Origin of the sequence: Levilactobacillus sp. HBUAS70063 (assembly GCF_038374745.1) — a bacterium.
Lineage (GTDB): Bacteria > Bacillota > Bacilli > Lactobacillales > Lactobacillaceae > Levilactobacillus.
This window is the reverse complement of sequence record NZ_JBANSM010000007.1, coordinates 62,145-87,475: the sequence shown is the minus strand read 5'-3', so window position 1 is coordinate 87,475 and position 25,331 is coordinate 62,145. Positions and strand designations below refer to the sequence as shown.

Here is a 25,331-nt window from a genome sequence, read left to right as displayed (position 1 = left end):
TGCATTGAAAATTGAATTTCTTTGAACGTCGACGTTTTCGCAATACTTTCAATCTTCATCATTCGATTCATAACTTATAGAGGTGGGTACTTATGAGTGAAAATGCTCCTAAAGCCGCCATTACGACGAAGAACATGGTGCCGTGGAACGAACGAATCGCTTATAGTTTTAGTGATTTCGCCTGCAACCTGTCCTTCCAAATGGTGGGAACGTACTTAATGATTTTCTACACTGATACTTTTGGCCTCAGTGCCGCAGCTGTTGGGACGCTGTTCCTGGTTGCCCGGATCGTGGATGCCTTTGATGGGCCATTCTGGGGAATCATGATTGACCACACCCATACGAAGTGGGGGAAGAGTCGGCCATACTGGTTATGGTTCTCTATTCCATTCGCGGTCTTCTGTGTCCTGGTCTTCACCACGCCAAGCATGAGCTTAACGTGGAAATTAGTTTGGGCGTACATAACCTACATTGGGGTTGATGTCCTTTACTCGGCCGTCAATATTCCGATTACTTCTATCTTGCCATCATTAACTAGCAATCCTCAAGAGCGGGTTACGTTGTCTACGATTCGGCAATTCATGGGAACTGCCGGTGCCACTATCATTACTGGGATTACCTTAACGATGGTTGCCTTCTTCGGTCATGGCTCAACGACGAGTGCTCGTGGCTGGTTCATCTGGGCCTTGATCGTTGGGATTATCGTGGTTATTATCTTTGGTTTCGTGTTCAAGTACACGACTGAACGGGTTCAGACCAAGAGTTCCCGGAAGTCCATTCCAATCAAAGATTCTCTGCGTGCCTTGAAGCGTAACTGGCCATGGGCCATCATCATCTTCATCAATTTCATCTACTGGATGGGGATGCAGACGCGTTCACAAGTGACGGTTTACTTCTTCAAGTACAACATGCACGATGCCACGTTAGCTTCATTTGTTTTGAGTTTACAAATCGTTGCGCTGGTTGCCGTGGTCTTAACGCCATGGACCTCTAAGTTAATCGGTAAGCGTAACACCATGTTAGCCGGGATGATCCTGGCCGTGGTTGGTCAATTACTGTTGAGCTTGGGTGCTAATAACTTGAGTGTCACGATGATTATTATTGCCACGATTGTTGGGTACTTAGGAACTGGTTACGTTTCTGGTTTAATCGCCGTTATGTTGGCCGATGCCGTTGACTATGGTGAATGGAAGAACGGGGTTCGTGCCGAAGGGATTGTCACCTCATTCTCCAGTTTCAGTGCCAAGTTAGGTATGGGTATTGGTGGTGTGATCACGGGTTGGATTTTATCTGCCACTGGTTACGTTGCCAACCAGACTCAGACTGCCGGCGCCCTTCATGGGATTGAATTAAACTACATTTGGGTGCCACTGTTAGGCTTCGCCCTTTCCGGAATTGCCCTGTTGTTCTACCACGTAGACGGCATTGAAGGCAAGATGCAAAGTGACTTAGCTGAAAAGCATGCCCGTGAAAATGCAGAAGATGATGACTAAAAATTAAAGTGAGTGAACGGCATGATTATCAATAAGGATGTGATGCGCGACCACAATGAACGCTCGGTGCTTCAGGCCATTGTGAACCACGGGCCCATTTCGCGAAACGAGATTTCTAAATTGCTTGGCTTGAATAAGGTGACGGTCTCCGACATTGTCGGGAGCTTCATCGACCGCAAGTTGGTGTCCAGTCAGGGTGAGGCTGCGGCCAAAACCGGCAGTGGGCGCCGCGCGGAACTTGTGGCCTTTAACGCCACGTACGGGTACGTCATTAATTTCAGTATTTCCGGCGATATTCTCCGGATGCTGGTGACACAACTGGACGGACGCGCCCTGGAACACAGCGAAAGCCCGTTGAATCAACCAACCGTGACGGAGATCGTGGCCAAGATGGACGAGATGATTGCACAGTTACCAACCTTCGAGGTGGATAACGGCCTGCAAGCCATGTCGATTGCCATCTTCGGCAGCGTCTACCAGAGTGAAATTGTGACCTCGCCGTTCGTTGATTTCGGCGACTTCGATCTCGTGGGCTATTTCAAGCAGCACTACCACGTGCCGGTGATTCTGGAAAACGAGGCCAATCTGTCCGCCGTATTCGAGCAGGACTTTAGTAAGCAGGAACTTCAGAGCATCGTGTCCGTCAGCATTCATGAGGGCATCGGTGCCGGCATCCTGGTGAACAAGCAACTCTACCGCGGCAACTACGGCCGTGCCGGCGAGATTGGTCAGATTGCCATCCAGAATCCGGGCCAGCCGCGCCATCGCTTAGCGAACCTCGCCAGCTTTGATAGCGAATGGTCCGAGACGGCGGTGCTGCGGAAGGCGGCCAAGCTAAAGGGCGTCAAGCAGTACACGTTGGCCGAACTGGTAACGGCCATGGCTCAGGATGATGCGGTCATTGTCGGTTTGCTGGAGGACTTCTGTTACTACCTGGCCATGGTGACCAGCGATCTAATCGCCGCGTATGACCCGCAGATGGTCTTCTTCAATTCGCCGATGATCGAACAGTTGCCGGAGATCTTGAAGAATATCCAGATGAAACTGAGCTTCATGCCACTCGTACCACCGCTGGTCATGTCCAAGGACGCCAAGTACGCGACCTTATTGGGTGGCGCCTCGCTGGCGATTCATCAGGTATTGGACATGCCGAACACACGCTTAATTTTTCATCATTAGACTTCACGAAAGTACGGGACGTACGGCTATTTTGGGCTGGACGGCCCGTGCTTTGCTTTAATCGCGAATTTTAATCGAAATTTGAGGAGGAAATAAAGTTGACGAATCAGAGTTTTCCTAAAGGATTTTTATGGGGTGGCGCCGTCGCTGCCCACCAAGTCGAAGGGGCCTATAACGTTGGTGGCAAGGGCCTCAGCGTTGCCGACGTGATGACGGCGGCCGGCACCCACGACGAACGGAAAATTACGCCCGGCGTGCAACCCGGTGAATTCTATCCCAACCATGAGGCGGTGGACTTTTATCACCGTTATCCGGAGGACGTGAAGTTATTTGCCGAAATGGGCTTCAAGAGCTTCCGGACCTCGATTGCCTGGTCACGAATTTTTCCGCAGGGCGATGAGCTGGAACCCAACGAAGAGGGGCTGGCGTTTTACGATCGCTTGTTCGATGAATGCCATAAGTACGGGATTGAACCGGTCGTGACCCTCTCGCATTTTGAGATGCCGTACCACTTGGTCACCGAATACGGAGGCTTCCGGAGCCGCAAGACGATTACCTTCTTTACCCGGTTCGCCCGCGCCGTCTTTACTCGCTACCAAGATAAGGTGAAGTACTGGCTGACCTTTAATGAAATTAATAATCAAACGAATTACGACCGTGAATTTACGTTATTCACGAACTCCGGCTTCCAGGTTAAGCCGGGTGAGGACGCCGAAGCCATCATGTATCAGGCGGCCCACTACGAGGTCGTGGCGAGTTCTTTGGCCGTTCAGATTGGACACAGCATCAACCCCGACTTCCAAATTGGGGCCATGGTGGCCTTCTCACCGGTCTATCCGGCGACTGACAAGCCACGCGACGTCTTCAAGGCGCAACGGGCCATGCAGGCACGCTTCTGGTTCTCCGATGTTCAGGTGGAGGGGCAGTACCCAACGTGGTTGACCCACTACTTCACGGCCAAGCACTTTGACCTCGATATCACCCCGGCCGACCTCGCCAACCTGCAGAAGGGAACGGTCGACTACCTCGGCTTCAGTTACTACATGTCCTTTGCCACCCAGGCCAGCGACCACGAAGACGCCCAGTTCTCCTACAATGAATCCCAAGATCTGGTCACCAACCAATTCGTGCCACAGTCGGATTGGGGCTGGCAAGTCGATCCCGAAGGCTTGCGCTACGCTTTGAATTGGATGAATGACCGCTACCACCTGCCACTCTTTGTGGTTGAAAATGGGATTGGGGCCATTGACGAATTAACGCCGGAACACCACGTCCACGATGGTTACCGGATAGATTATCTGCGCGACCACATTGCCCAGATGAAGCTAGCAATTGTCGAGGATGGCGTGGACGTCATGGGCTATACGCCGTGGAGTGCCATCGACATCGTGTCGGCCAGCACCGGGCAGTTGTCGAAACGATACGGCTTCATTTACGTGGACCGCAACGATGATGGTAGCGGTAGCCTTGCGCGCTATCGGAAGGATTCCTTCTACTGGTACCAGCACGTGATTGCCACGAACGGGGCCGACCTCGAACAGACAGTGGGTGAACAAGATGACCGTAAAGCCTGAACCACTCTTGGTGATTGATATTGGCGGGACCACCGTTAAATACGGGGTCTGGTCGCAGCAAAAACTAACGCGGAAGGACCGCTTCGCCACGCCAGCGACTTGGTCAGACCTGCTGACGGCCATCGTGCGAGTTAAGGCGGCGCTGAACCTACCGTTTGTCGGGGTGGCCGTCAGCCTCCCCGGTAGCGTGGACACTGCCGCTGGGAAGATTTCCGGCACCAGCGCCGTGGACTACCTCAACGGGTTTCCAATAGTTACCACGCTAGAGTCTGCGTTGAAGGTACCGGTCAGCATTCAAAATGACGCGAACTGTGCCGCACTGGCCGAGGCTTGGCAGGGCAACGCACAAGACGTTAGCGACGCCGCGTTGTTGGTGATTGGCACCGGCATCGGCGGCGCGCTCATCATGGATGGCCAGCTCGTCTCCGGTCGACAGAATTTTACCGGGGAATTCGGCTATCAGGTCATGAACGAGCGTGGCGAGACCCTCAGCGAACTGGGGAGCCCCGTTCACATGGCGCGGCGTTATCAACAGTTGGCCAAGAGTGGTCCCGTTACGGCGCGCAACGTTTATCAGGCCGCGGATAACGGCGACCGTCTAGCCCAGCGGTGTATTGAAGACATGTTGAACTGGCTAAGTCGGGCGGCCTTCAACTTGCTGGTGGGATTGAACCCTGAACGACTACTGATTGGCGGTGGCATCTCGGAACGGCCCGGCTTCGTCACGGAAATTCAGCGGCGCGTCCAGCTGTTGATGGGCCGCCACGGAGCACCGTTGACCGCGGACGTCCGGCCTTGCCGATTCCACAACGATGCCAATTTGGTGGGAGCCGTTTTCCAGTTCTACAGCGACCATCAGCATGATTCCGAGGCGGCAGCTATTTCGATGATCTAGGCTGGCTGCCTTGCCGTTCGCGGAATCTAGGTTGGAACGCCGGACCGAGCCATAGAGCGGTCTCAGTCCTTGCTTTGAGCCGGAAGCCCGCCGTCTCAAAGTCACCGATTTAACGGCAAAAAATGCCGCTAAATCCCCCGGCTGAGCCTAGATTCCGCTTCACTCGCGGCTGCGAAAGCGCTGGCCAATAATCAGCGGCTTAACCCCGGATAACGACTGATTTGTCGACAAACTTCGATGCTGCCGGTAAGCACCACCTTGCTGGAGATTGTCAGGGGTGTCTCCAGCAGCCCCCATAGCAGGCTGAATCCCTGGCAGTCGTAGGCTCCTGATTTCACTAATTTTAGTGGACGGGATACTGTTGTTCCGGAAATCAACGTGTTAAATCTATTTTTACCTCTTAGTTGGTGAATAAATAAGAGAGCGTTAGGTCAACAAAACGTTGATCTGGCGCCCTTTTGCGTATAACTAAATTTGTAAGACGAGTGGCTGGTATTTCCGAGGAGAATCCGGCATGATAGGTGAGCAACGTTCAATAAGTCCGGAAGTTTTGAAAAGTTAGCGGTTCGCAAAAAGTTTTGAGGTAAAGAGTGGAAAACGTTCTCATTTTTAGCTAGAGTAGAGGTAATAACGCTAGACTAGCGGTGATTTCACGTCGATGGCGCATGGATCCGAGACGGTGGACGGCCATGGACGGCGTCGCCGCAATTAACGAGAAATGAGGGACGGATTATGAAAACTTGGCAGAAAATTTTAGCCGGCACGACCGCCGCGGCTGCAGTGAGCGCCGTGAGTGTACTGGGTGGCGCCGCAATCGTCTATCAAGCGGCCACGAAGTCGTTTAGTCGCAATCGAGTCAAGACCAAGCGGCGCGCCATTGCGGAGAACACGGCCGAGGATAATGCGTGGTACTTGCGGCACGACCCCGCAGAGTGGACGCAGACCAGCCTGGATGGCCTGATTCTCCGGGCAAGTCTGGTTGAGGCCGAACACCCCAGTAAGAAGGTGGCCATTCTGGCGCACGGGCTGGGACACGCTCGCGAGCAGATGATTCCCTACGCCCGCGTCTTTCACGGCTGGGGCTATCACGTTCTGATGCCGGATGCCCGGGCGCACGGCGAAAGCGAGGGCCACACGATTGGTTATGGCTGGCCGGATCGGCTGGACTACACCGGCTGGATTAATCAGGTGATTGCGAAGTACGGGGATGACTGTGAGATCGTATTGATGGGAATTTCCATGGGCGCGGCCACGGTAATGGCCACGGCTGGCGAGGACCTGCCGCACAACGTCAAGGCCGTGATTGCCGATTCGGGTTACGCATCGGTGTTGGCCGAGGCGCGTTTCCGGATTCGCCACAAATATCACCTGCCAACATACCCAATCGTGCCGATTGCCGACCAGTATTCCCGGCTGGCGGAGGGATATCGCTTGGCCGATGGCGACATTGCCGAACAACTCCGGCACACGCATTTGCCGCTACTGCTGATTCAGGGCGCCAACGACCAGACGGTACCGGTTGAGAACTTGGATGTCTTATACCGCGCGGCCGCGGGTCCCAAGGAGAAGTACCGCGATCCCGAGGCGGCCCACATCGCCACCCGAGACGCCGATCCGGCCAAGTATGACCGCTTGATGGCGAATTTCCTAGAAAAGTATGTCGATTAAGGAAGTTTAAAGGCTGGTTGACAAGTTTTCATTATCTGGTAACATATTAAACGGTAATCATTACTGTTTACATATTTGGCGGAGAAATGAGATGACTTGATTGAAGCATGCAGGATACAAATTTCGCTGGCGCGGGCTCTGGGTCGTGCTGGCCCTCTTAATGGTGGGCGTCACACTGAGTGGTTGTGAGGCGACGACCACCACTAAGCATGCCGATAATCAGATTCACGTGGTGGCCACGCTGGGCTTCTATGGTGAGGCTGCGAAGGCCATCTTGGGTGACCGCGGTCAGGTGAGCACGGTCATTAACAGTCCGAGCATCGATGCCGAGAGTTACGAGCCGGACGTGAAGACTGCTAAAATGGTCGCTAAGGCCGATGTCGTCATTGAGAATGGCCTGGGATACGATAGCTGGATGGATCGCGTCGTGGCGGCTAACGATGCCGCTCAGACCAAGAAGCTGACGATTGGCACGCTGATGGGGAAAAAGACCGGGGATAATCCCCACCTGTGGACCGACCCCACCACGATGGTGAAGGTCACCCGGCACCTGGTCAAACAATTCAGTAAGCTGGAGCCCCGGCATGCGGCCGAATTTCGGCGGCGGGGAGCGGCCTATGAGCGTCAGTTGGCGGTGTTGCCGCGGCTGGCGAAGCAGTTGGCCAAACACAGCGATCGGCAGGCGGTTGCCGTGAGTGAACCCGTCTTCGATATGGCCTTGAAAGCGATGGGCTATCGCATTAGCGACGGGCACTTTGCGCAATCAATCGAGGAAGATAGCGACCCCACGCCGGCCGATATCACCCGATTACAGAATCAGATCAAGCACCGGCGTATTGCCTTTTTTGTCGAAAACACGCAAAATACCAGTAAAAATGTCACGGCGATGGTGAACTTGGCCAAGAAATACGACATTCCCATCGTGAAGGTGACGGAAACCATGCCGGTTCATCAAACCTACCGGACGTGGATGCTCAAACAGTATCAACAAGTTCAACGGATTCAAGCGAAGGAGGGACGGTCATAATGGCAGACGCTGCACCCATTTTAAAATTGGAACATCTCGGGGTGACGTTTCCCAACCATCCCGTCTTCAGCGACCTCAACCTGACGATTCGACAGGGCGAGATCTGGAGCATTATTGGCAAGAACGGGGTGGGCAAGACCACGCTGATGCGGACCATTCTGCATCAGTTGCGGCCGACGCACGGTAAGATTACCTATCTGCCCAGCCAAAGTGACGTTACGATCGGCTACGTGCCGCAATTTCGCAACATCGATGCCGACTATCCCTTGACGATTAAGGACTTCGTCGGATTGAACCTCACCGGCTGGAAGTTGCCGTGGTTGTCGGGCAAGGAACGCGCCAAAGTAGCGAAAATCCTGGATCAAACCGGGTTGAAGCAGTTGGCTAAACGACCGATTGGCCAGGCCTCCGGTGGGGAAAAGCAAAAGGCCTACCTGGCTCAAGCCCTGGTGGAAGCGCCCAATCTGTTAATCTTGGACGAATCCACTGCTAGCTTGGATCCCGTGACTAAGACGGAACTGCTGGACTTGGTCGCGGAACTCAATCGGCGGCTGAGGTTGACCGTGCTCTTTGTCACGCACGATATTCCCATGGCGCAGAAGTATACGCAACACTACCTGATGTTGACGCCTGGTGGGATTGAACAGGGACCGATTGCACAACTAACAACCGAAAAGGTGTGGGAGGGCGAAAATGTTTAGTTATGAATTTATGCGTAACGCCTTCGCGGCCGGGACGATTATCGCCATTATCTGTGGCATCATGGGCGTCTTCGTCATCGCGCGGAACATGTCTTTTCTGACCCACACGCTGTCCGAAATTGGCTTTTCCGGTGCGGCCTTCGGGGTCTTCGCCGGCTGGGCGCCCTTGAACGGGATGCTACTGTTTACCGTCGTGAGCTCGGTCATCGTGGGCCAGCTGTCGGCGCGGTCCGAACGGCGCGAGGCGGCCACCAGTGCCATCTCCGCGTTGTTCATTGGGTTAGGGATTCTCTTCCTTTCTTTGGCCAATAAGAATGCCAGTTACGCCACCAGCATTTTATTCGGGAGCGTGATTGGGATTAGCGCCGGTGATGTGCGGCAAATGTTGTGGCTGTCACTCCTGGTCCTGGTGGTGGTCTTCGTGATCTATCGGTTCTTGAAGTTCGATTCGTTCGACCACACCGGGGCCCGGGTCAAGGGGCTGTGGACCAACGTTTTGTCGATTACGTTTCTGGTCTTGCTGGCGTTGAGTGTCAGCGTGGCCGCCCAGATCGTCGGGTCCTTGTTAATCTTCATCCTGTTGACACTGCCGGCCGCAACGGCCAAGTACTTCGCCCACACGGTGGGGGGAATGATGGTGTTAGCGATTGCGTTGGCCCTGATCGGTGTTTGGAGCGGTTTGGTCCTGAGTTACGTGACCAATTTCCCCGTGTCCTTCTTCATCGCGGCCATCGAAGCCATCTTTTATTTTATCGCATTGGGGTGGCAACGACTGCAGACGGCAGAATAAGTCGGCAATGCTTCGAAATTTGCGACGATAACGAATTAAATTAAACGGTTTGAGAGCTGTGGTCCACCAACGATTAAGGACGGTGAACCACGGCTCTTTTTTAGGGACCCGGGAGTTATGAGTTGAGTCCGGTCGCCGAAAACGGTAGGCTGAGTAAGGGAGAAATGGGCCACACGGGTGGTCGGCCCAGGCCGCACCGGCCGACTAGCTGGGATGGCACTCGCGACCGTTTTCTCCGCGTTTTCAAGACGGTGTCATCTCGTTTTGCGCTTTCATTTTGGCAAACGGTCCAAAAAATTCTTAATTCTAACCGAAATGTAACGAAAAACCCGAACATTTATGCTAAAATTGGGCTTACAATTAACTCTAAAGAAATAGTTGAGGTGAAGAGGTTGAAAGTCAGAAGAAGTGACCGGTTAGTCGATATGACCCGGTATTTATTAGAACGACCGCACCAATTGGTGTCATTGACATTTTTCGCGGCGCGGTACGAGTCGGCCAAGTCTTCCATCAGTGAAGATTTGACGATTCTGAAGCGGACCTTCCAAGCCCGCGGCACTGGTCTGCTGGAGACCGTGCCCGGGGCTGCTGGTGGGGCCCGATTTATCCCTTACATTTTACGAGAAGAAGCCGAACAATTCGTTGACGAAATGATTACGGAATTGTCCGAAGCCGATCGGTATCTCCCCGGGGGCTACGTGTACATGTCGGATATTCTCGGCCGGCCATCGGCACTGCGGCAGATTGGGCGGATCTTAGCCACCCAGTACCTGAATCAGTCGGTCGATGTCGTGGTGACGGTCGCCACGAAGGGTATCCCGTTGGCCCAGAGTGTGGCCAATTACCTGAACGTCCCATTCGTGATTGTCCGCCACGATTCTCAGATCACGGAAGGCTCGACGGTCAGTGTGAACTACGTATCCGGCTCGACCAAGCGCATCGAACGCATGGCCCTGTCCAAGCGCAGTGTTAAACCCAATTCCCGCGTCCTGATTGTGGATGATTACATGAAGGGCGGCGGTACCGTGGGTGGTCTGCGGTCTCTCGTGGACGAATTCGATTCGCAACTCGCCGGGGTCGCCGTCTTTGCCGAGGGCGATTTTGACGGGCAACGGACCGTTAGCAAGTACACCTCATTACTGAAGATTCAAACGGCGGACGAACAGATCCGTGTGGCACCAGGGAATTACCTGACCCAGATCTTCGGCGATGACCAGAATTCATTAAATTAGGAGATATCGGAATGAGCACTAGAAATACGATTATCCTCGCAGCCGGTAAGGGTACGCGGATGAAGTCAAAGTTGTACAAGGTTCTTCATCAGGTTTGTGGCAAGGCCATGGTCGATCACGTGTTGACCCAGGTCGAAAAGACCAACATGGATAAGGTCGTCACGATTGTCGGCTACGGTGCCGATGAGGTGAAGGCCACGTTGGGTGACCGGACGCAATACGCCCTGCAGGCCAAGCAATTAGGAACCGGGGATGCCGTCTTACAGGCCGAACCGCTCTTAAAGGATGAAGAGGGGACCACGCTGATTGTTAGCGGAGATACGCCATTATTCCAAGCCGAAACCTTTGAAGACCTCTTCGCCTATCACGAAGCCAAGCACGCGGCCGCTACCATCTTAACGTCCGTGGCGCCCGATCCAACGGGCTATGGCCGGATTGTGCGGAACAATATCGGGATTGTGGAAAAGATTGTGGAACAAAAGGACGCCACGTCCGAAGAACAAGAAATTCACGAAATCAACACGGGGGTTTACGTCTTCGATAACCAGAAGCTCTTTGCGGCGCTTCACGAAACGTCCAACGACAACGCGCAGGGCGAATACTACCTGACCGATGTCATTGAAATCTTGAAGCATCAAGGGGATATCGTGGCGGCCTACAAGATGGCCGACTTCGACGAATCCATGGGCGTCAATGACCGGGTCGCTTTGGCCAACGCCACGAAGATTATGCGTAAGCGGATCAACGAACAACACATGCGTGACGGGGTGACGCTAATCGACCCCGAGACGACTTACATTGATGCCGACGTGAAGATTGGCGCCGACACCATCATCGAACCGGGCGTCCTCTTGAAGGGCCACACGGTTATCGGGGATGACTGCTACATCGGCTCACACTCCGAATTGCGCAATGCCACGTTGGCCGACCACGTCACGGTGACCTCCTCATTGCTTGAAGACTCCGATATGGCTAGCGGCTCCAACATTGGCCCGAACAGCCACCTGCGGCCAGAATCTCACATCGGCCCGAAGGTTCACCTGGGGAACTTTGTGGAAGTCAAAAAAGCCACGATTGGCGAGGGCACCAAGGTGGGGCATTTGACCTACGTGGGGAACGCCAAGCTCGGCAAGAACATCAACGTCGGTTGTGGCGTGGTCTTCGTCAACTACGACGGTAAGCACAAGCACGAGACGACGGTGGGCGACGACGCCTTCATCGGCTCCAACTCTAACCTGGTGGCGCCTTTGACGGTGGCCGACCACAGCTTTATCGCGGCCGGTTCTACGATTACCGATGCTGTCAACAAGTTTGACATGGCGATTGCCCGGCAACGGCAGACCAACAAACCCAATTATTACCAGAAACTCCCGTATCGCGGTGAAGATTAGGCTGAAGGTCTTGTGTTTCGAGACCCGATAGCATAAAATTATTGTAGTAAATTCTGGCAGATCATTTGCTATTGGAGGAAATTATGGCTACGCAATATTTTGACCCTAAACTAAAGATTTTTGCGTTAAACTCCAACAAACCGTTAGCCCAAAAGATTGCTAACGAGGTTGGTGTTGAATTAGGGAAAACTTCGGTGGACCGGTTCAGTGACGGCGAAATTCGCATTAACATCGAACAGAGTGTCCGGGGAAGCCACGTCTACGTGATCCAGTCGACGTCGGCTCCGGTTAACGACAACTTAATGGAACTGTTGATCATGATTGATGCTTTACGGCGCGCGAGTGCGGCTACCATCAACGTGGTCATTCCGTACTACGGTTACGCCCGGCAAGACCGGAAAGCCCGGTCCAGAGAACCCATTACGGCTAAATTGGTGGCCAACATGTTACAGACCGCTGGGGTCACGCGGGTCTTGGCTTTAGACCTGCATGCGGCCCAGATCCAAGGGTTCTTTGACGTTCCCGTGGACCACTTAATGGGCGCTCCGTTGCTGGCGGACTACTTTTTGACCAATCACTTGGACGAAGACGCCGTGGTCGTTTCACCCGACCATGGTGGCGTGACGCGGGCCCGGGCCCTGGCCGAATTCCTGAAGGCGCCGATTGCGATTATCGATAAGCGGCGGCCGCGAGCTAACGTGGCGGAAATCATGAACATCATCGGGGATGTCAAGGGCAAACGTTGCATCATGATCGATGACATGATTGATACGGCCGGGACGATTACGTTAGGGTCTCAAGCTCTAATGGACGCTGGCGCCAAGGAAGTTTACGCTAGCTGTACCCATCCCGTTCTGTCTGGTCCCGCCATCGAACGGATTAAGAAGTCACCGATTAAGAAACTGGTGGTGACGGATTCCATCCAATTAACGGCAGACAAGCAGATTGAAAAGATTCAACAGATTTCCGTCGGTCCCCTGATTGGCCAAGCCATCAAGCGGATCAACGAAAACCGGCCGGTCAGCCCATTGTTCAAGAACCGTTTCCGGAGTCACGAACAATAGAACGGACCAAAAACTTGAGCGGCGCTGTGCGTTGGCTCAAGTTTTTTCTTTAAAATTTTTTACGCAACCGCTATATTGAAAAGATATCAACGCCGGACTAGCGGTTAGCTGAAGGGAGTTTATGGTATGAGAAGTTGGCAAAGATGGACGACCGGCTGGCTAGGTGGTGGCCTGGTCGTGGCCTTAGCCATGCGGATCTTAGGACAGCCACTCATGGGCATTGGTAATCTACTGTTCATGGTTGGCCTAGCGCTGGTTATTTTTGGTTTAATTTGCGTCCTAGCGAAGGGACATCTTTTCACGGGGTGGCGACACCGGCGTAAGAAGGGGCAAGATCCCTTGCCCGGAGAAAAGGTTGGCGTCCGCCACGTGGCCAGTGTGAAGAATTCGCCCATCGTGTTTAACGGGGGCGCCCGGTTTGGCTTAACGGCGGGGGCTTGCTACATCGTGGTCGGGGTTATTTTGACCTTGCTCTAGGGCTTATGCTGAACACTAAGGTATAACTAAAGATTGAAAGTAGAATAAACGCGCTGATTCCCGTAACAGCAGTGTTCTGTCCACTAAAATTGGTGAAACCAGGAGCCTGCGCCTGCCAGGGGGTCCGCCTGCTATGGGGGACACCTTCAGCCTGAGAAGCGGGCTTCCGGTTCGCTTGGAAGCCTTGCCAAACCCGCAAGTCTCCCAAGTCGCCCCACGCTGTAAGCTGAGAAAGGCCCTCAGCTAACACCGTCGACACAGCTGGCTCCACCCCTGGCGATCTCCGGCGGGATGGTGCTTATCAGTAACACCGACGTTTATCGACAAATCAGTCGTCACGTTGGGTTAAGCTGCTGGTTGCTGGCCAGCACTTTCATAGCCGTGAGTGAGCCAAATATGGTTTCAGCCGTGGGAGTTCCTTTAGCGGTGGTTCATGCCGCTTAGGGAACTGGCGTCTTTGAGACGTGGGCTATCGGCTCAAAGCGAGGCCGAGACCGCTTTTCAGGCTCGGTCCGGTCCGCCCACCGCGATCCAACCCATATTTGGCGAGCGGTAAGGCGACCACTTTCCACTGCGAAGCTGTAAACGACTAATAATAACGTCATGAGTTACGCGATGATCATAGTTTTAGTCGATTTCTGTCTTTCAACCTTTAGGGTATAAGCATCATCAAATGGTTAGACCCCTAAAGTTTATCAAGCCAGTGCGGCGCCGTTCGAATAGTTTCCCAAAACTGACGCCAAGACTAAAGTAAAGGGCGAAGGGAAGCCAAGTCTGATGATGATTAAAAAAATTGGTACTTTAGTTAGCGTGATGTTAATCGGTGGGGCCGTCTGGGCCGTGAGCGGTAGCCACACGACAAGGCTAGTTGCGGCGGACAAAACGCAGGCAGTTCGGCTTGCGCCACGGGAAAGTAAGCGGCTTAGCGTGGAACCCATCGGTCAACGCAACGTGATGACCAACGCTGAACGCGAACCCATTTTGCCCAGTCATGCCGCAAGGAATCCGGCCCCCACGGGACAAGCTACTTGATGGCGTGCCGGCGGGAGCCGAAGAGGTTTTTAGCGATAATGGTTAATGGTGATGCGTGTGTGGACCTTTACTAGCTGATTTCGATTGGCTGGTGAAGGTCTTTTTGTCGTCCTAAGATACGGGGATGGTGAGAAAATTGGCGAAAAAAAGGACGGCCACAACCGGACCGTCCCAGAAGCGATGAATTTAAATGTTAAAAGTTGCGCGTTCCAGGCCAAATTTGGCGAACGGTAAGGCGACCAGTCCAATGTGTGTCGCCACGCCTCATTAGGTTAGTTCAAGGCGTACTTGCGAATGGCCGCCGCCACGCCATCTTCGGCGTTGGTCAGCGTCACCGCTTGGGCTGCGTCCTTGATTTCGTCGATGGCATTGCCCATGGCAACTCCGAGGCCGGCGTATTGAATCATGGTCAGGTCGTTTCCCTGATCGCCCAATGCCATGACCTCATCGGCCGTAAAGCCTAACTTCGCGGCCAATTCGCCCAGCGTGTTCCCCTTGCTGGCCTTCTTGTTCATGACCTCGATGAAGAACGGGGTGCTTTGAACCACGTAGTAACGGTCGCGAACGTCTTGGGGAATCTCACGGTTGACGCGATTGATAATCTCGGGGTCGTCCACGAACATGGCCTTGGAAATCGTCACGTTGCGGTCCATCTCGCCGACTTCGCGGTACCGAATCAGCATGCGCACGAGGTTACTTTCGAAGATGGTGTAACCACTGATGTCCTTATTGGCCGTGTAGATGTAGTCCGGCGTTTCGATTTGGAAGTGAATCTGTAGCTTCCGGGACAGCGCCTCGAGGTCGATGTAATCGTCGAAGCTCAGGGAGTGGTTGGTCATCATCTTGCCGGAGACCGTCTGTGAAACGGACCCGTTGTAGGTGATGGCGTATTGGTCATCTCCGCTGATGCCCAGCGCGTCCAGGTAGGGTTGAACCCCGGTGAGTGGCCGCCCCGTGCAGAGGACGACCTTGATGCCTTGGGCCTTTGCGGCTTGAATGGCTTCAATGGTGGCCGGTGCCAGTTCGTTTTTTTCGTTCAGTAGCGTTCCGTCAATATCAATCGCAATCATCTTAATGGTCATGGTGTTGTCAATTCTCCTTTTATGCTAAGTCTGGGTTCAATGCGTATTTATAAATGGCCGCCGCCACGCCATCCGCCGCGTTGGTCAGTGTCGTCACGTTGGCGGCCGCCTTGACGCGGTCGTTCGCGTTTCCCATGGCGACACCCAAGCCGGCGGCGGTAATCATGGTTAAATCGTTGTCCTGGTCGCCCACCGCCATCACGTCGGCAAGCGTGAAGCCCAGGTGGGCGGCCAATTCGCGCAGAGCATTGCCTTTGCTGGTCTGTGGGCTCATCACCTCAATGAAGTGTGGGTCGGTGCGGACCGCGTAGAAGCGGTTAGCCAGAGCCGGTGGCAACTGGAGCGCGTCGATCTTAGCCACCTCGTCGATGAAGACGGCGGTCGGCATCAACAGGTGCGGGTCCATCGCCGTGGCCTCGCGAAAACGCAGGGGCAGGTGCACCAGCTGACTTTCCTTAATCGTGTAGCGGCTGATGTTGCGATTGGCCGTGTACAGGTGATGCGGGGTGACCACGTGGAAATGGACGCGGGCCTTACGGGCAAAGGCCTCCAGGTCCACGTAGTCGGCGTAAGCCAACGGGTGGCTGAGCAATACCCGCCCGGCCACAGTTTGGACCAGTCCACCGTTGTAGGTGATGGCGTATTGGTCGTCGCCGTGTAGGCCCAGAGCATCCAAGTAGGGTTGGACGCCGGATAAGGGTCGTCCGGTGCACAGCACCACCTTGAGGCCGGCCGCGGTCGCCGCTTGAATGGCGGTAATTGTGGCGGTGGTCAGGACGTTTTGTGGGTTGAGCAGGGTGCCGTCGATGTCCACGGCAATCAACTTGATCCCCATTTAATCAGATTCTTTCCGAGAAATCAATTGGTCGTTGTGCATGTAGCTACCGAATTCGTCGAAGATGGGCTGGAAGATTTCCGGTGTGTCGTCGCCCGGATTCAGCATTTCCTTAGGGAAGAAGAACCGTTGGTCGCCGGTGAACTTCCCGCGAATGGCGTTGACCAGGTCGGAGACGGTCGATAATTCGCGGAGGCTACCGTCCGGCTCCTGCAACTCAATCTGGGTCAACGGATGGGTCACCTTCGGGTCGTAAGCATCGTCGTACGGCAGGTCATAGCTGTTGTCCGTGGCCGTGTAGTAATCGGTGTTGAAGCCCACGGAACCAATCATTTCGCGCAGGTGGGGCAGTTGGTCGCGAGTCGTGTCGTCAAAGATGGCGCTCTTCAAGGGTTTACGGTCCAAGAAACGGTGGGCCAGGTCGGCTAAAATTTCATCCGGAGACTGGCGCCAGTGCGTGAAGTAGGTCGTCAGCACGCCGTCGTCCAGGTTGAGGTAGTCGTCCAGGTCGAACTGGTGGTTGAAGAAGGGCAGTAGCAGGTGGGGGATGAAGCTCTCATCGCTCTTGCCCGCCTGATAGAGTTCGTTGGCTCGGCCCAACAAGTGGTCGAGAATGACCTCCATGGACCGGGAGACCGGGTGGAAGTAGACCTGTTGGTACATTTGAAAACGGCTGACGATGTAGTCTTCAACCGCGTGCATCCCGTTCATGGCAAAGGCGATGCCGTCCCTATACGGTCGCATGACCCGCAGAATCCGCGTTAGGTCAAAGGTTCCGTACTCGGTCCCAGTGAAGTAGGCGTCGCGTAAAAGGTAGTCCATCCGGTCGGCATCAATCTGACTGGAAATCATCTGGACCACTTGGGGATTCGGATAGGTCTTTTGAATGACGCTGGCCACCTCTTGTGGGAAGGTTGGACTGACCCGCCGCAAAATTTGGTTGACTTCCGTCTTGGGCGAGGTCAGAATCTCGGCCGTGATGGCTTCGTGGTCGGTGTGGAAGATGTGTTCAAAGGTGTGGGAGTACGGGCCGTGGCCGATATCGTGGAGTAGCGCGGCACACAGCGCGGTCAACCGTTCGTGGTCGTCCCAGCCGCCGTCCCCCGGCGTTTTGGTCGGGTAATTTCGTTGGAAATTGTCGCAGATTTGCCGGGTGACCTCGTAGACGCCCAGGGAGTGGGTGAAGCGGGAGTGTTCCGCCCCGTGAAAGATCAAGGAGGCGGTCCCGAGTTGCTTAATCCGCCGGAGTCGTTGAAATTCTCGGGTGTTGATTAAGTCTAAGATGACTTGGTGTTGGACGTAAATATAGTTGTGTACGGGATCCCGAAAGACCTTTTCTCGGGGTAGCCGTGCGGTTGCGTAGCTCACAGTGATTCCTCCTGACATCTATTAGATTTAAGTCGGTGAATGGTGCTTCTGATACCTAGTTTACCAGTTCACTGCGGTTCGTCGGTGACTAACGCGTTACGCGCGGTCCAGCCGGGGTTGCCGGCGGGCCATCTGGGCGGTCGCCCGTTCGAGGCTGGTGGTGAACCGCGGTTCGGCCATCATGGCGGCTAGTTTGGCGCGCCCCACGTCCAGGCCCAGTGTGTCACAGGCCGTGAGAAAACGGTGTTCGGCGTCGGCCACGGTGAGCGATTGATTCAGTAACGCTGCGGTGGTGGTCATGACGTCCGGGTCGACGTCCGGAAAGTCCCAGTCATTGGTGTGGCCGTTCAGCCCGGCGCGATAAAAACTGCGGACGAGGTCGCCGCGGAGCCCCTGGTCCCCGGTCACACTGAGGTACAGCATGGTCACCAGAGCCTGGGTGCTCCGCCGTTGGGCGATACCGGCAATCTTAAGGCCGTTGACGCTCAGGTCATAGTCCCCCGGACAGTAGGAGCGGGTGATTTCGTAGTGTTCTAACGCCAGTTCCGGCCAAGCCGTAGCCACTAGCTGGGTCATCTGAGCGTAAGCCGCGTCCACACTCAGAGGCGGCGTGGTGAGTGGCGAGAAGAGGGAGACGTTGAGCACGCCGCCGTCCGCCACTACGGCCAGTCCCCCAGAATTACGGAGCACGTAGTCATAACCATAGCGCTGAACGGCCCTGATAGCCGCTGTAAGCTCGGGAAGCCGCTTGTCCTTGAGTCCCATGATTACGGTCGGTTGCATGGTCCAGAAGTGCAGTATGGGCTGTTTGAGCGTGGGGACCAAGTCCAACAGGGCATTCGTATAACCAAAAGCTAAGTTCTTCTGATCGGCCGGAATGGGCGTGGTGACGACCTGAATCCGGTCGGTGGGTAAGTCTAAGGGGCCCATCACCCCACCACCTTTCGTCAAGTGATTACAGTGTCTCCATTATACTAGAAAACTGGGGTGCCGTCATGGTCTGGACCAATTTAGACGGAAAATGAGTCGAAAACAGAGCACTAGGTAGCTTTTCTCAAAAAAGCTCTTCAAAGTTAGGAATGACCTAGCTGTGAAGAGCCTCATCTTTTATAGCTCGATACCAATGTTTTCTTTTTCGGCTTTTTTGACAATGCGATCAGCAACAATCGCGTCTAGAGCTGCTGTTCCAACAGTTTTAAAGAAGGTAATTTCCGCGTCACTCGTCCGTCCCGATATCTTGTGATTAATCACCTGGCCTAATTCACCGCTGATATCCTGCTTGCTAATTGCGCCTTGTTTCAAGGACTGAATGATATCGCCGGCCTCAGCCATGACACCATCTAAAGTATCAAATACAATATGGTCAGCTTGTTTCAAAAGTGTAACTGGGATTTCACACATTTCTGGTGTATAAGCACCAACCCCATTGACGTGAACACCTTTTTTTACTAGTGTGCCGTCAAATGTTGGTCTCTTAGAAGTCGTTACGGAAGTGATAATATCAACTTCAGGAACGATGGCATTAGGGTTGCTAACCGGTTCGAACTGGGTGGAAAAGAGTTTAGAAAATTTGTGAGTAGCTGTTTCGCAGAATTTCTGTGCACGGTTCATATCCAAGTCGGAGATATAGACTTTATCGAGCGAACGGACTGTTAACATGGCTTCAAGTTGGGCCATACCTTGCCCACCAGTGCCGATGAGCAAAGCCAGTTTACTGTTTTCATTGGCTAGTAATTCTGTTGCGGCCCCTTGAACGGCACCTGTTCGGAGTTGAGTTAGGTAAGTGCCGTCTAAAATAGCATTTACAATCCCGGTCTGGGCGTCAAGGGTGATCATTGTTGCAGGAACACTGGGTAGTTTCTGATTGATATTGTCAGGGTAAACAGAAACAATTTTAACGCCTAGTGCAGGGGCTGAACCGCTGACATATCCGGGCATATATAAGCTTTGGCCATTGTATTCCGGAATGTTAATGTTGGTTCGCAATGGAATATCCGCGCGGCCGGAAGAATAAAGAGATAACGCTTCAGCATCGGCATCGATCGCGTTACGCATGGAGAAAAAACTGTGAATATCTTTTGCAGACAAGTATCTCATGGTTATAGTCCTTTCTTAGGCGGCTTCAGTGGTCTTACGACTGTCGAGGTAAAGGCTAATTGCGGAGTAAAGCAAGACGACAATCACGATCCATTGGATAACGGAAGTATTCAGGCTCTTAACTAGGTAAACGGCAATTAAAACGCCAATGATACCGAAGACAGAGAACATTGTAATTTTACGTGAATAGTCATTAAGCTTAATGAATTGCATACTTCCGACGGAAACGGAGAAGGTACAACCACCCATCATAATTGGGAAGGCAGCAACTGGATTCATTCCCATAGCGTATACGGTAGCCATGGTAAGGGCGTAAGATCCAATTCCAATGTTATTCAAAGCGCCATAGATAAACATGAGAAGACCAGTTGTCCAGAGCTTCCAACCATATAATTCAGTTGCAGTTCCATTTGAAGGAATCCAACCGAATTTACCAGCGAGAATTAAACCAGTAGCGACCAACAAACCAATAATGACAAAAATTCGAATAATATGTTCAGGTAATTTAACCACAAATCGTGGACCTAGATAGGCGCCGATGACTTGGCAAATGATGGCGACTAATAAGGTCTTTACACCGACAGTGATGGTTGAAATATAAGCTAGTGACATGACGAAAACTGGAATAACACATTGGGTGTTTAAGGTTCCGGGAAGCTTTTTCATTGAGACCCATTTTACTTTAGGGTAAAGGGCGGTAGAAATTGCGAAATCTGAAATGCCAAATGTAGATAGAAAATAAATGACAATTTGCGAAAGTGGTGTCCAAATCGGACTGGCAGGTTCTTCCATGATTTCATGGCGATGTTTAAGGAGATCACGGACGAGAACAAAGATAAATAAAAAGTTAATAGCAATGATGGCAATAATTAAGATTTTTTGCATGATGTTTTCCCTTCTTTACTTATCAAAATAGATATCGCGAACCCCTTCCAAGTTGGCCCCAAATTTTTCTTCAGCGGCGTCATGGAGAATAGTTAGAGTTCGGAGGTTGTAGGCATCATGGAGAACATACTCCTGTGCCAGAAAGATCATGGAACTATTCTGAGTCCAAATCACATCCGTGTTGCCAGAGTCATTCGGTAGTTTTCCATATGTTACGGCGTTAGTATCACTGACGACATTGATCCAACGACCACCATAGTCTAAGACCTTATCGGCTTCGAAGAAATGTTTATAGAAGCGACGAAATGGAAGGTTATAGCGATGATGATTGCTGAATAAAATAACTACAAATTTATGAAGACGGCTCTCAGCGTCGGATAAGGCTTGAATGAGCTCTTCGGACAGATCCTCTGAGTATATCTGAACATAAAGACTTTCTTGTGCGTTGCGAATTTGAAAAAGAACTTTCTCAAATACTTGATCATAGGCATTAACTGACCAGATTAGGCTGGAGTTAGTCTCAGGGCTTAGATTCTTGAGAGATTTATGAATGCCCTCGATATCTTGTTTACTATCGTGCTGTAGTTTAGAGACAAGCTCATCGACAGGCAGTGCCGTGTAGAGTGACTTTTCATCCTTGGATTGTAAGACAAGTCCTTTACTGACCAAGGATGATAAAACATTGTAAACTTTTGAGCGAGCAATTCCAGACTTCCCACTAATTTTATATCCTGTAGATGCGTCCATCTGCAGAAGGGAAACGTAGACCTTGGCTTCACTAGAAGTTAGCCCAAACTTGCTGAGTAGTTCAGTAACAGATTCCATAATTATCCCTCTTTTTAAATAGTAGCTACCATTGGGTACTATTATATCCCGAATCTCTCAAATGTCCACACTTTGTGATTTAATTTATAAAGTTTCACAATCTGACGGCTCAGGGTTTTAGACTGGGTCAGGGTTAAAGTCAATATGGAAAGCGGATACAGTAAATGAATTTGGCTGGAACTGTCTGCAACTTTAGTTTTAAATTCACAATCTTTTTCTGGCTGGATTGGCAGAATGCTTGTGGAGAGCTTCTTGAATGAAACCAGTATTGGAAATTTCCCCGAAGCGTATTTCAGTGAAAGTTAGAAGTAAGTGTAATTAGCATTACGCTGGCAAAGCGCGTAGTCTGGTCCCTTCAGTCAATTTTTCCGCGCCCCCAAGAGCATAATAAGTAGGCTTTCGGCAATAAATGAACTATAATTAATCCAGATAATTCACGGAAAGGAAGTGTGCAGATGGATCAACTATCAGCGGGAGTGCCCGTGATGATTCACCTAGAAACCCATATCAAACAAAATGACGATGTTTCTGACTATCAATTGGATGTTGACGGCCAGCTCGTCCAGATGGGGGCGAACCTCTACTTACGGTATCTGGAACCCAACAACGATACGGGAGAAAAGACCCCGGTAACCATGAAGTTTACGCCGGAAGGGGAGGTTCACCTGACCCGTAACGCCGAGGCGGAGCTGCGCCTACACTTCATCAGTGGCAAGCGGGTCACGGCCCGGTATAACACGCCTTACGGGATTATGCCGATTGAAACGGTGACCCCTTACTTAGAGACGAGCTTCAAGGAAAGACCGTTTAGCGGGAACGTTAAGATTGATTACTTACTCTATGCCGGTGAAGAATTAGTCGGGAACTACAAGATTAGATTGCAATTTACGGCATAAGCGAGTATCATGTTTCGTAGACTGTGGAAAGGACGTGCACCAGTTTGGAATTAAAAGTCTTTGAGGGCCAGAATAAAAAGGAATTATCAATGATCGAAGTTGCGCACGCTATTTTGTCGCAACACGGCGATGTGATGGCATTTGCTGACTTAGCAAACGCCGTCCAAGCTTATTTAGGCGACAGCGATGCCGAAGTTCGTGACCGGCTGTCCCAATTCTATACGGATTTAAATGTCGATGGTAGTTTCATTTCTCTGGGTGATAACCTTTGGGGACTGCGAACTTGGTATCCGTTTGAATCCATCGATGAAGCAACGGTTCACGCCGAGGAAGACGAAGATCAACCTAAGCGTAAGAAGCGGAAGAAGGTTAACGCCTTCTTAGCCGACACGACCGATGACGATGACGTGATCGATTACGATGACGACGATCCAGAAGATGACGATGACACGACTGCTTACGCCGCCAATGATGACGATGATGACGACAGTGCCAACGGTTCGGGACCGGACCTGGGTAAGTTACAGACCGGCCTAGGCATCGATGACGATGATGAAGAAGACGATACAGAAGACATCCCTGATGGTATCGAAGATCAGCTTTCTCAAATGGAAGCCCCAGATGATGATGCCGACAATCTCGACTTTTCCGCCGATGACGACGAAGAAGACGATGAAGATGACAATAGCGATCAGAAATAAATTTTAAATGTTCGCTTGACCTCCGTCCCAAAAACAGGTACTATGTTTTTTGGGCTCCTTGCTACTTGTAGCGAGGACAACTGGACGGTGAAGTAGCTCCCTATTCCGAATGAATAGGGAGCTTTTTTATAGTTTTAAAACCCTAAATAATCTTACAAGGAGTTTGCACATGACCAAATATATTTTTGTGACTGGCGGCGTGGTTTCATCACTAGGTAAGGGAATCGTTGCGGCTTCCCTGGGGCGGCTGTTAAAGAATCGTGGTCTTAACGTAACCATTCAGAAATTCGATCCGTACATCAACGTGGATCCCGGCACGATGAACCCGTATCAACACGGGGAAGTCTTCGTGACCGATGACGGGACCGAAACGGATTTGGACTTGGGTCATTACGAACGTTTCATCGATAACAATCTGAACAAGTATTCTAACGTGACGACTGGTAAGATTTATTCAGAAGTTTTGGAAAAAGAACGGCGGGGTGACTACCTGGGAGCAACTGTGCAAGTGATCCCACACATCACCGGCATGATTAAAGAAAAAATCATGCGCGCCGGTAAGACGTTGGGCGCCGACTTCGTGATTACCGAAATCGGGGGAACCGTGGGGGATATCGAATCCCAACCCTTCCTGGAAGCCATTCGGCAAATGAAGTCCGAAGTGGGCGATGACAACGTGGTTTACATCCACACCACGCTGGTACCAACGCTCCACGCGGCGCATGAAATGAAGACCAAGCCAACGCAACACTCCGTTCGGGAATTGCGGAGTATCGGGATTCAACCGAACATCTTGGTCGTGCGGACGGAAAATCACATCACCGACGAGATGCGGCAAAAGATTGCGTTGTTCTGTGATGTTCAGCCTTCCGCGGTGATTGAATCCATGGACGTGCCAACCATCTACTCGATTCCACTGCGTTTGCAGGAACAAGGCTTGGATCAGATTGTTCTGGACCATTTCAAGGTGGAAGCACCCAAGGCCGACATGGCCAAGTGGTCGAAGATGGTGGACCACATGCAAAACTTAAAGCGGTCCATCAAGATTGCCCTAGTCGGCAAGTACGTGGGCTTACACGATGCCTACATTTCCGTGGCGGAAGCCCTGCAACACGCCGGGTATCCGGTCGATGCCAAGATTGACCTCGACATGATTGACGCCGAGAAGATTACGCCGGACAACGTGGCGCAGACGCTGGGCGATGCCGATGGGATTATCGTACCTGGTGGCTTCGGTGACCGTGGGATTGAAGGCATGATTACGTCGATCAAGTACGCTCGGGAACAGGACGTGCCATTCCTCGGTATTTGCCTGGGGATGCAGGTGGCCAGCATCGAATTTGCCCGCGACGTGCTGGGCTACAAGGATGCCAACTCGACGGAAATGGACCCAGAGACCAGCCACAAGATTATCGACTTGATGGCCGACCAAACGGACGTCCACGAGATGGGCGGTACGCAACGGCTGGGGCTGTACCCTTGCAAGCTGAAGCCGGGTAGCAAGGCTGCGGCGGCTTACGACAACCAGGAAATGGTTCAGGAACGTCACCGTCACCGTTACGAATTCAACAACCAGTATCGTGCGGAAATGGCGGCTAAGGGCTTGGTCTTCTCCGGCACGTCCCCGGACGACCACTTGGTGGAAGTCATTGAATTGCCAGAAAAGAAATTCTTCGTGGCGTCCCAATACCACCCAGAATTCCTCTCCCGGCCAAATCGTCCGGAAGGGTTGTTCCGCGACTTTATTAAGGCCGCGAGTCAGAGTGCAGAATAAGACGGTTAGGTTCTGAGCATTAACGTCGCTAAGTGAAAAAGCCCGGGCTTGGCTTTTTTGCTTAGCGGGGTTAAGCGCAGGAACCTGCCTTATGGCGCACGTTTCGGCTATGTAGAGTTGGAGCGAACGCCTCGAACAAACCCAGTGTTCAAGCGGAAAAGCCCGAACCTGGCTTTTGGCCTGATTGGGGTTAAGCGCAGGGACCTTTATGGCGCACGTTTCGGCTATGTAGAGTTGGAGCGAACGCCTCGAACAAATCTAACCGCAAATACGCAACTCAAAAATCAGATCAAAATATGGCATCACATCTCCCGATTGAATGGGAATGTGATGCCATTTTTTATC

Annotated in this window: 23 protein-coding genes; 16 read left to right on the top strand and 7 right to left on the bottom strand. The window is 52.3% G+C overall.

Annotated elements, in window-relative coordinates:
- The first annotated feature begins 92 nt into the window (after nucleotides 1–92).
- The 13 genes from V8I28_RS11115 to V8I28_RS11055 all read left to right on the top strand — a co-directional run bounded on the left by V8I28_RS11115 (nucleotide 93) and on the right by V8I28_RS11055 (nucleotide 14,523).
- Nucleotides 93–1,493 (top strand): glycoside-pentoside-hexuronide (GPH):cation symporter, encoded by a 1,401-nt coding sequence (locus V8I28_RS11115; protein ID WP_341780169.1) that lies wholly within the window; start codon nucleotides 93–95, stop codon nucleotides 1,491–1,493.
- Nucleotides 1,494–1,514: 21 nt separating this feature from the next.
- Nucleotides 1,515–2,672 carry an ROK family transcriptional regulator gene (locus tag V8I28_RS11110; protein ID WP_341780168.1) on the top strand — a complete coding sequence of 386 codons (1,158 nt, stop codon included), beginning with the start codon at nucleotides 1,515–1,517 and terminating at the stop codon, nucleotides 2,670–2,672.
- 92 nt (nucleotides 2,673–2,764) lie between these two features.
- Nucleotides 2,765–4,246: a 6-phospho-beta-glucosidase gene (locus V8I28_RS11105; RefSeq protein WP_445928211.1), complete on the top strand. Its 1,482-nt coding sequence runs from the start codon at nucleotides 2,765–2,767 to the stop codon at nucleotides 4,244–4,246.
- Nucleotides 4,230–5,141, top strand: a complete 912-nt coding sequence (locus V8I28_RS11100) for an ROK family protein (protein ID WP_341780166.1) — start codon at nucleotides 4,230–4,232, stop codon at nucleotides 5,139–5,141. The genes V8I28_RS11105 and V8I28_RS11100 overlap by 17 nt, the downstream gene beginning before the upstream one ends.
- Before the next feature lie 732 nt (nucleotides 5,142–5,873).
- Nucleotides 5,874–6,809 carry an alpha/beta hydrolase gene (locus tag V8I28_RS11095; protein WP_341780165.1) on the top strand — a complete coding sequence of 312 codons (936 nt, stop codon included), beginning with the start codon at nucleotides 5,874–5,876 and terminating at the stop codon, nucleotides 6,807–6,809.
- A gap of 100 nt (nucleotides 6,810–6,909) precedes the next feature.
- On the top strand, nucleotides 6,910–7,836 hold the full coding sequence (locus V8I28_RS11090) for a metal ABC transporter solute-binding protein, Zn/Mn family (protein WP_341780164.1): 927 nt from the start codon (nucleotides 6,910–6,912) through the stop codon (nucleotides 7,834–7,836).
- Nucleotides 7,836–8,537, top strand: coding sequence for a metal ABC transporter ATP-binding protein (locus V8I28_RS11085; protein WP_341780163.1), 702 nt, complete (start codon nucleotides 7,836–7,838; stop codon nucleotides 8,535–8,537). Before V8I28_RS11090 ends, V8I28_RS11085 begins: the two co-directional genes overlap by 1 nt.
- Nucleotides 8,530–9,327, top strand: a complete 798-nt coding sequence (locus V8I28_RS11080; protein WP_341780162.1) for a metal ABC transporter permease — start codon at nucleotides 8,530–8,532, stop codon at nucleotides 9,325–9,327. The genes V8I28_RS11085 and V8I28_RS11080 overlap by 8 nt, the downstream gene beginning before the upstream one ends.
- A gap of 392 nt (nucleotides 9,328–9,719) precedes the next feature.
- Nucleotides 9,720–10,559 carry a pur operon repressor gene (purR, locus tag V8I28_RS11075; protein ID WP_341780161.1) on the top strand — a complete coding sequence of 280 codons (840 nt, stop codon included), beginning with the start codon at nucleotides 9,720–9,722 and terminating at the stop codon, nucleotides 10,557–10,559.
- A gap of 11 nt (nucleotides 10,560–10,570) precedes the next feature.
- Nucleotides 10,571–11,950: a bifunctional UDP-N-acetylglucosamine diphosphorylase/glucosamine-1-phosphate N-acetyltransferase GlmU gene (glmU, locus tag V8I28_RS11070; RefSeq protein WP_341780160.1), complete on the top strand. Its 1,380-nt coding sequence runs from the start codon at nucleotides 10,571–10,573 to the stop codon at nucleotides 11,948–11,950.
- An 83-nt stretch (nucleotides 11,951–12,033) separates the two neighbouring features.
- Nucleotides 12,034–13,014 (top strand): ribose-phosphate diphosphokinase, encoded by a 981-nt coding sequence (locus V8I28_RS11065; protein ID WP_057732706.1) that lies wholly within the window; start codon nucleotides 12,034–12,036, stop codon nucleotides 13,012–13,014.
- Between the two features lie 126 nt (nucleotides 13,015–13,140).
- Nucleotides 13,141–13,491 (top strand): DUF3899 domain-containing protein, encoded by a 351-nt coding sequence (locus tag V8I28_RS11060; RefSeq protein ID WP_341780159.1) that lies wholly within the window; start codon nucleotides 13,141–13,143, stop codon nucleotides 13,489–13,491.
- Nucleotides 13,492–14,268: 777 nt separating this feature from the next.
- Nucleotides 14,269–14,523 carry a hypothetical protein gene (locus tag V8I28_RS11055; protein WP_341780158.1) on the top strand — a complete coding sequence of 85 codons (255 nt, stop codon included), beginning with the start codon at nucleotides 14,269–14,271 and terminating at the stop codon, nucleotides 14,521–14,523.
- 272 nt (nucleotides 14,524–14,795) lie between these two features.
- On the opposite strand, the gene yidA (V8I28_RS11050) is transcribed toward V8I28_RS11055, so the two are convergent.
- The 7 genes from yidA (V8I28_RS11050) to V8I28_RS11020 form a co-directional block, all read right to left on the bottom strand.
- Nucleotides 14,796–15,605 (bottom strand): sugar-phosphatase, encoded by an 810-nt coding sequence (gene yidA / locus V8I28_RS11050; protein ID WP_341780157.1) that lies wholly within the window; start codon nucleotides 15,603–15,605, stop codon nucleotides 14,796–14,798.
- Nucleotides 15,606–15,624: 19 nt separating this feature from the next.
- A complete protein-coding gene (gene yidA / locus V8I28_RS11045) occupies nucleotides 15,625–16,440 on the bottom strand; it encodes a sugar-phosphatase (protein ID WP_341780156.1) in 816 nt (271 codons plus the stop codon).
- Nucleotides 16,441–17,826 (bottom strand): HD domain-containing protein, encoded by a 1,386-nt coding sequence (locus tag V8I28_RS11040; protein WP_341780155.1) that lies wholly within the window; start codon nucleotides 17,824–17,826, stop codon nucleotides 16,441–16,443.
- A 78-nt stretch (nucleotides 17,827–17,904) separates the two neighbouring features.
- The gene (locus tag V8I28_RS11035; protein ID WP_341780154.1) at nucleotides 17,905–18,738 is read right to left on the bottom strand and encodes a lipoate--protein ligase family protein; all 834 of its coding nucleotides are present in this window, start codon (nucleotides 18,736–18,738) and stop codon (nucleotides 17,905–17,907) included.
- Between the two features lie 177 nt (nucleotides 18,739–18,915).
- Nucleotides 18,916–19,905: an ornithine cyclodeaminase family protein gene (locus V8I28_RS11030; RefSeq protein ID WP_341780153.1), complete on the bottom strand. Its 990-nt coding sequence runs from the start codon at nucleotides 19,903–19,905 to the stop codon at nucleotides 18,916–18,918.
- Nucleotides 19,906–19,920: 15 nt separating this feature from the next.
- The gene (locus V8I28_RS11025; protein WP_341780152.1) at nucleotides 19,921–20,790 is read right to left on the bottom strand and encodes a sulfite exporter TauE/SafE family protein; all 870 of its coding nucleotides are present in this window, start codon (nucleotides 20,788–20,790) and stop codon (nucleotides 19,921–19,923) included.
- Between the two features lie 15 nt (nucleotides 20,791–20,805).
- Entirely contained in the window at nucleotides 20,806–21,615 is an 810-nt protein-coding gene (locus V8I28_RS11020) for a TrmB family transcriptional regulator (protein ID WP_341780151.1), read from the bottom strand.
- 455 nt (nucleotides 21,616–22,070) lie between these two features.
- On the opposite strand from V8I28_RS11020, the gene V8I28_RS11015 reads away from it, so the two are divergent.
- From V8I28_RS11015 to V8I28_RS11005, 3 genes are all read left to right on the top strand, one after another.
- Nucleotides 22,071–22,511: a DUF1934 domain-containing protein gene (locus V8I28_RS11015; protein ID WP_341780150.1), complete on the top strand. Its 441-nt coding sequence runs from the start codon at nucleotides 22,071–22,073 to the stop codon at nucleotides 22,509–22,511.
- 44 nt (nucleotides 22,512–22,555) lie between these two features.
- On the top strand, nucleotides 22,556–23,212 hold the full coding sequence (gene rpoE / locus V8I28_RS11010; protein WP_341780149.1) for a DNA-directed RNA polymerase subunit delta: 657 nt from the start codon (nucleotides 22,556–22,558) through the stop codon (nucleotides 23,210–23,212).
- A gap of 169 nt (nucleotides 23,213–23,381) precedes the next feature.
- The gene (locus V8I28_RS11005; protein ID WP_341780148.1) at nucleotides 23,382–24,986 is read left to right on the top strand and encodes a CTP synthase; all 1,605 of its coding nucleotides are present in this window, start codon (nucleotides 23,382–23,384) and stop codon (nucleotides 24,984–24,986) included.
- Nucleotides 24,987–25,331 lie beyond the last annotated feature (345 nt).

Excerpts from the sequence above, each read along its gene's own strand:
- V8I28_RS11115 (WP_341780169.1), top strand. The coding sequence starts at position 93 with ATGAGTGAAAATGCTCCTAAAGCCGCCATTACGACGAAGAACATGGTG.
- V8I28_RS11110 (WP_341780168.1), top strand. The coding sequence starts at position 1,515 with ATGATTATCAATAAGGATGTGATGCGCGACCACAATGAACGCTCGGTG.
- V8I28_RS11100 (WP_341780166.1), top strand. The coding sequence starts at position 4,230 with ATGACCGTAAAGCCTGAACCACTCTTGGTGATTGATATTGGCGGGACC.
- V8I28_RS11095 (WP_341780165.1), top strand. The coding sequence starts at position 5,874 with ATGAAAACTTGGCAGAAAATTTTAGCCGGCACGACCGCCGCGGCTGCA.
- V8I28_RS11085 (WP_341780163.1), top strand. The coding sequence starts at position 7,836 with ATGGCAGACGCTGCACCCATTTTAAAATTGGAACATCTCGGGGTGACG.
- V8I28_RS11080 (WP_341780162.1), top strand. The coding sequence starts at position 8,530 with ATGTTTAGTTATGAATTTATGCGTAACGCCTTCGCGGCCGGGACGATT.
- glmU (WP_341780160.1), top strand. The coding sequence starts at position 10,571 with ATGAGCACTAGAAATACGATTATCCTCGCAGCCGGTAAGGGTACGCGG.
- V8I28_RS11065 (WP_057732706.1), top strand. The coding sequence starts at position 12,034 with ATGGCTACGCAATATTTTGACCCTAAACTAAAGATTTTTGCGTTAAAC.
- V8I28_RS11060 (WP_341780159.1), top strand. The coding sequence starts at position 13,141 with ATGAGAAGTTGGCAAAGATGGACGACCGGCTGGCTAGGTGGTGGCCTG.
- V8I28_RS11055 (WP_341780158.1), top strand. The coding sequence starts at position 14,269 with ATGATGATTAAAAAAATTGGTACTTTAGTTAGCGTGATGTTAATCGGT.
- yidA (WP_341780157.1), bottom strand. The coding sequence starts at position 15,605 with ATGACCATTAAGATGATTGCGATTGATATTGACGGAACGCTACTGAAC.
- yidA (WP_341780156.1), bottom strand. The coding sequence starts at position 16,440 with ATGGGGATCAAGTTGATTGCCGTGGACATCGACGGCACCCTGCTCAAC.
- V8I28_RS11040 (WP_341780155.1), bottom strand. The coding sequence starts at position 17,826 with ATGTCAGGAGGAATCACTGTGAGCTACGCAACCGCACGGCTACCCCGA.
- V8I28_RS11035 (WP_341780154.1), bottom strand. The coding sequence starts at position 18,738 with ATGGGCCCCTTAGACTTACCCACCGACCGGATTCAGGTCGTCACCACG.
- V8I28_RS11030 (WP_341780153.1), bottom strand. The coding sequence starts at position 19,905 with ATGAGATACTTGTCTGCAAAAGATATTCACAGTTTTTTCTCCATGCGT.
- V8I28_RS11025 (WP_341780152.1), bottom strand. The coding sequence starts at position 20,790 with ATGCAAAAAATCTTAATTATTGCCATCATTGCTATTAACTTTTTATTT.
- V8I28_RS11020 (WP_341780151.1), bottom strand. The coding sequence starts at position 21,615 with ATGGAATCTGTTACTGAACTACTCAGCAAGTTTGGGCTAACTTCTAGT.
- V8I28_RS11015 (WP_341780150.1), top strand. The coding sequence starts at position 22,071 with ATGGATCAACTATCAGCGGGAGTGCCCGTGATGATTCACCTAGAAACC.
- V8I28_RS11005 (WP_341780148.1), top strand. The coding sequence starts at position 23,382 with ATGACCAAATATATTTTTGTGACTGGCGGCGTGGTTTCATCACTAGGT.